The organism is Enterobacter sp. HMSC16D10 (assembly GCF_001807145.1).
Lineage (GTDB): Bacteria > Pseudomonadota > Gammaproteobacteria > Enterobacterales > Enterobacteriaceae > Enterobacter > Enterobacter roggenkampii.
This window is the reverse complement of sequence record NZ_KV787870.1, coordinates 1-4,733: the sequence shown is the minus strand read 5'-3', so window position 1 is coordinate 4,733 and position 4,733 is coordinate 1. Positions and strand designations below refer to the sequence as shown.

Annotated in this window: 6 protein-coding genes; 1 reads left to right on the top strand and 5 read right to left on the bottom strand. The window is 61.9% G+C overall.

The window, feature by feature from the left end:
- Positions 1 to 28: 28 nt before the first annotated feature.
- From HMPREF3143_RS10750 to HMPREF3143_RS10730, 5 genes are all read right to left on the bottom strand, one after another.
- The gene (locus HMPREF3143_RS10750; RefSeq protein ID WP_003100847.1) at positions 29 to 586 is read right to left on the bottom strand and encodes a recombinase family protein; all 558 of its coding nucleotides are present in this window, start codon (positions 584 to 586) and stop codon (positions 29 to 31) included.
- Positions 580 to 951: a hypothetical protein gene (locus tag HMPREF3143_RS10745; RefSeq protein ID WP_003100853.1), complete on the bottom strand. Its 372-nt coding sequence runs from the start codon at positions 949 to 951 to the stop codon at positions 580 to 582. Before HMPREF3143_RS10745 ends, HMPREF3143_RS10750 begins: the two co-directional genes overlap by 7 nt.
- Positions 948 to 1,448: a hypothetical protein gene (locus HMPREF3143_RS10740; protein ID WP_003100856.1), complete on the bottom strand. Its 501-nt coding sequence runs from the start codon at positions 1,446 to 1,448 to the stop codon at positions 948 to 950. Before HMPREF3143_RS10740 ends, HMPREF3143_RS10745 begins: the two co-directional genes overlap by 4 nt.
- Positions 1,445 to 1,771 (bottom strand): hypothetical protein, encoded by a 327-nt coding sequence (locus tag HMPREF3143_RS10735; RefSeq protein WP_003100858.1) that lies wholly within the window; start codon positions 1,769 to 1,771, stop codon positions 1,445 to 1,447. Before HMPREF3143_RS10735 ends, HMPREF3143_RS10740 begins: the two co-directional genes overlap by 4 nt.
- Positions 1,772 to 2,025: 254 nt before the next feature.
- Complete coding sequence (locus HMPREF3143_RS10730; protein WP_003465043.1) at positions 2,026 to 2,382, bottom strand: cupin domain-containing protein; 357 nt, start codon at positions 2,380 to 2,382, stop codon at positions 2,026 to 2,028.
- 307 nt (positions 2,383 to 2,689) lie between these two features.
- Between HMPREF3143_RS10730 and HMPREF3143_RS10725 the strand changes: the two genes are divergently transcribed.
- A partial coding sequence (locus HMPREF3143_RS10725; protein WP_070533005.1) for a Tn3-like element TnShfr1 family transposase occupies positions 2,690 to 4,733 on the top strand: 2,044 nt, incomplete at its 3' end.

Below are 4,733 nucleotides of genomic sequence, written 5' to 3'. Positions count from 1 at the left end.
GAGTGACCATCTCATTAAATAAAGCACGCTAAGCGTGCGTGGAGGCTGGCACCCAGCGGTACAGCGTCGGAATGGACACGCCGAGGTTCTTGGCCACGTCCTTGGGCGGCACCCCGCTGGCCAGCAGCTTCTTGGCCGACTCGATCTTGCTGTCGGTCATCTTCGGCTTGCGGCCGCCTTTGCGGCCGAGCTGCTTGGCGACTTCCAGCCCGGCGCGGGTGCGCTCGACGGTCAGCTCGCGCTCCATTTCGGCAAGGCTCGCCATGACGTGGAAGAAGAACCGCCCGGATGGTGTGCCGGTGTCGATGGAGTCGGTGAGGCTCCTGAACTGGACACCGTGCTTGTGCAGATCGCCGACCAGATCGACCAGTTGCTTGACCGACCGGCCCAGCCGGTCGAGCTTCCAGACGACCAAAGTATCGCCTTCGCGCAGCATTTCGAGCGTCTTGGCCAAGCCAGGCCGGTCTGCCCGCGTGCCACTCACCTTGTCCTCGAAGACCTTTTTACATCCGGCCTTGCTCAAGGCTTCGCGTTGCAGCTCCAGGTTCTGATCCTGCGTCGAGACGCGCGCATAGCCAATCAACATGGCTTGTCTCGCGCCCGGTCGATGCGTTCCTGCATCGCCTGCATCACTTCTTCGTGGGTGTACGATCTGGCGTTGGCGTCGGTGGCTTGCCGCAGGGCTTCCTCAACCTCGCGCGTCATCCGCTCGTAATCCTCCGGCCACAGCGCTTGCTCCATGCGCAGCGACGCCTGACCCAGCAGGTGCAGCAGGCTGAACAGCCGCATGTCGTTGGTGGCGACGATGCGCTCCCGAATCTGCTCCTGAATAGCTTCGCTAGCCCGATGCGCTTGTGGTGTGGCAGTCCCCTCGTAGTCAGCGGGGAATTCCGCTTCCTCGGCAATCCTTGCCCAGGCGCTGGCCAGCGCCTCGATGGTTGACGTGCTCATTTCCGCCGCTCCTGTGCTCTTTGGCGAATCAACCGGCCAAGGGGCCTCGACGCGAAAACCAGCAGCATCACGCCTATCGGATACCAGGTCGAGAAGACCACCAAGGCATCGAAGGCTGGCCGTCCGGTGTTGGTAGGCAGTACGGCGGTCACAGCCATCAACCCGCCGACCGTCCAGATGATGCGCCACACGTAGGGCATCACGCGGGGCACGTAGCCGTCATCGAAAGCGGTCTGGTAGTAGCGGCGCAGGCCGCGCTCGGCAAGCGCCTGGCGCTGCCGCTCCGACAGCGCATCCGTCCGGCCATACCAGCGCCGGAATGGTGGACAGCGCAGCAGCAAAGGGGTGAAGAGGATCATCACCGCCACGATCGCGACACCCCACGCCATGACGGCGCCGGCATCGGGCCGCTTGGCGTTCTCGATCACGGGCGCGAAGACGCCCGGAGCACCGATCATCCAGAACAGCGCAATGTGCTGATGGAAGGAGAGCTTCATTTGCTCATCCACTTGCGCAGCAGGCGCTTTTTCAGGGAGGCGCGTTCTTGCGGGTTGCGTCCCTTGTGATTGGCGATGCGATCCGCCGTGGCGGCCTGGCGCTTGACGGGCCAGTAGGAGCGGCCATCCTTGCCCATCGACCAGACGCTGCTGGCCTGGTTTTCCAGCAGGGGCAGATGGGCGCTCAGGGCTTCGGGCGACGCGCTGGTCAGCGCCGTGCGCTCACGGGTGCGCCAGCGCTGATGCCAGAGCTTCTTGTCCTCGCGCTCGCTGCCGCAGGTCGTGTGCCCGACGATGGGTGTTTTGCGGCGGCTGCGGCTCATAACGTAGTGGTCTCCAAGAACATTCAGGACTGATTCCAGGCGTCGATGGTCAAGACCTGATCGGCAGGACAGGCGGCTACGCGGTCGGGAACTGGATGGTGTTCAGTCTCATGCCGACCCCATTCGATTGATCGCGTCGCTTGCGGCACGCTGCGACGCAAGGAGGTTTGCGACCTGGTTTAGCAGCCGTGTCCGCTGCATGTCTGTTACCTATCTCCCCGACCGCTCATTGGACCAACTCCAGAGATTGGGCTCTATCGCTCAGCCAATACGAAACCGGCATTGGCTGATGCCACAACCGAGACGAACACAAATGGCTCGGTACCTGTATTTCGCGCCCCGTGCACTTGGCCCGGTCTTGCCACGGCTATCTCACCTTCCCTGAGGGCACGAACAATCCCATTGCCCTGAAAGTAATCAGCCATTCCCGACAAAACAGTCCACGTGTCTTGGCCGTGAGGATGAATGTGAGCCGCAATTTCCTGCCCGGGATGGACATGCCAAACCACGATAATTGAGTCTCGGGTTTCAAGCACAACGGAACGAATAGGCTCGCCTTCGGACGGCTGAACATACTCGGCTACAGAAAATATTCTCGATTCAACAGTCATCGGTGATCCCTCTTTCACAGTGCCCCCAGACAGGCTGGATATGAGTTCTAACTCGAATTTGAACGGGAGGCTGGTCGTGCGGTCGTGCAGTTGCCGATGAGCGTGTCGGCTGCTGCCTCCTTGCCCACCAGCGAACCAGACGGTCGCATGCGCATCCTTTCTTATCGAAACTCGTTGAGATGATATGCAATCAAGAATAGAATTTCAAGAACTATTTTCGAGAATCGCAATGCCTTGATTCCCGTGCCGCGCCGGTTGCCTTGGCGGGCTTGTCACAAACCTACGTTTTTGAGAAGAAGGAGACTGCATGCCCCGCCGTTCAATCCTCTCCGCCGCAGAGCGCGACAGTCTCTTGGCGTTGCCCGATACCCAAGACGAACTCATCCGGCTCTACACGTTCAGCGAACCCGACCTGTCACTAATCCGCCAGCGGCGCGGTGACGCCAACCGCCTGGGTGTCGCGGTGCAATTATGCTTATTGCGCTTTCCCGGTCAGGGCCTGCTGCCCGACGCTGCGGTGCCGATGCCCCTGCTGCAATGGATCGGACGGCAACTGCGCATCGATCCATCGTGCTGGCCACAGTATGCAGAGAGGGAAGAAACCCGGCGCGAGCATCTGCTTGAGCTGCGTGCATATTTGGGCATGGAGCCGTTCGGCCTGGCGCACTATCGGCAGGCTGTCCATGCCGCGACCGAGTTGGCCTTGCAAACCGACAAGGGCATCATGCTGGCCAACAGTGTTCTCGACGACCTGCGGCACCGACACGTCATCTTGCCGACGCTGGATGTTGTCGAGCGCGTCTGTGCCGAGGCGATCACCCGCGCCAACCGGCAAATCTACGAAACCTTGTCCGAACCGCTATCGGACGCGCATCGTCGCCGCCTTGACGATCTGCTCAAACGCCGGGACAACGGCAAAACGACCTGGCTGGCCTGGCTGCGCCAGTCACCCGTCAAGCCCAATTCGCGGCACATGCTCGAACACATCGAACGCCTCAAGGCATGGCAGGCGCTCGACCTGCCTTCCGGCGTCGAGCGGTCGGTGCACCAGAATCGCCTGCTCAAGATCGCCCGCGAGGGTGGCCAGATGACACCCGCCGACCTGGCCAAGTTCGAGGCGCAGCGGCGCTACGCCACCCTGGTCGCGCTCGCCATCGAGGGCATGGCCACGGTCACCGACGAAATCATCGACTTGCACGACCGCATCCTGGGCAAGCTGTTCAACGCCGCCAAGAACAAGCATCAGCAGCAGTTTCAGGCATCCGGCAAGGCGATCAACGCCAAGGTGCGGCTGTTCGGGCGCATCGGCCAGGCGCTGATCGAGGCCAAGCAAGCGGGCCGCGATCCGTTCGCCGCCATCGAGGGCGTACTATCCTGGGATGCTTTCGCCGAAAATGTCACCGAAGCGCAGAAGCTCGCGCAGCCCGAGGACTTCGATTTCCTGCACCGCATCGGCGAGAGCTACGCCACGTTACGCCGGTACGCGCCGGAATTCCTCGCCGTGCTCAAGCTGCGGGCTGCGCCCGCTGCCAAGGATGTGCTGGACGCCATCGAGGTGCTGCGCGGCATGAACAGCGACAACGCACGCAAGGTGCCTGCCGATGCGCCGACCGACTTCATCAAGCCGCGCTGGCAGAAGCTGGTGATGACCGATGCCGGCATCGACCGGCGCTACTACGAGTTGTGCGCACTGTCGGAACTGAAGAACGCGCTGCGCTCCGGCGACATCTGGGTGCAAGGCTCACGCCAGTTCAAGGATTTCGAGGACTACCTGGTACCGCCTGTGAAATTCGCCAGCCTCAAGCTGGCCAGCGAACTGCCGCTGGCTGTGGTCACCAACTGCGACCAGTACCTGCATGACCGGCTGACGCTGCTAGAAACACAGCTTGCGACCGTCAACCGCATGGCGGCGGCCAACGACCTGCCGGACGCCATCATCACCGAGTCTGGCCTGAAGATCACGCCTCTGGATGCGGCGGTGCCTGACACCGCGCAGGCGCTGATCGACCAGACCGCGATGATCCTGCCGCACATCAAGATCACCGAACTGCTTATGGAAGTGGATGAATGGACGGGCTTCACCCGCCACTTTACGCACCTGAAATCGGGCGACCTGGCCAAGGACAAGAACCTGCTGCTGACCACCATACTGGCCGACGCGATCAATCTCGGCCTGACCAAGATGGCCGAGTCCTGTCCCGGCACAACGTATGCCAAGCTCGCCTGGCTACAAGCCTGGCATACCCGCGATGAAACCTATTCGACGGCGCTGGCCGAATTGGTGAACGCGCAGTTCCGGCATCCCTTCGCCGAGCATTGGGGTGACGGCACCACGTCATCGTCGGACGGCC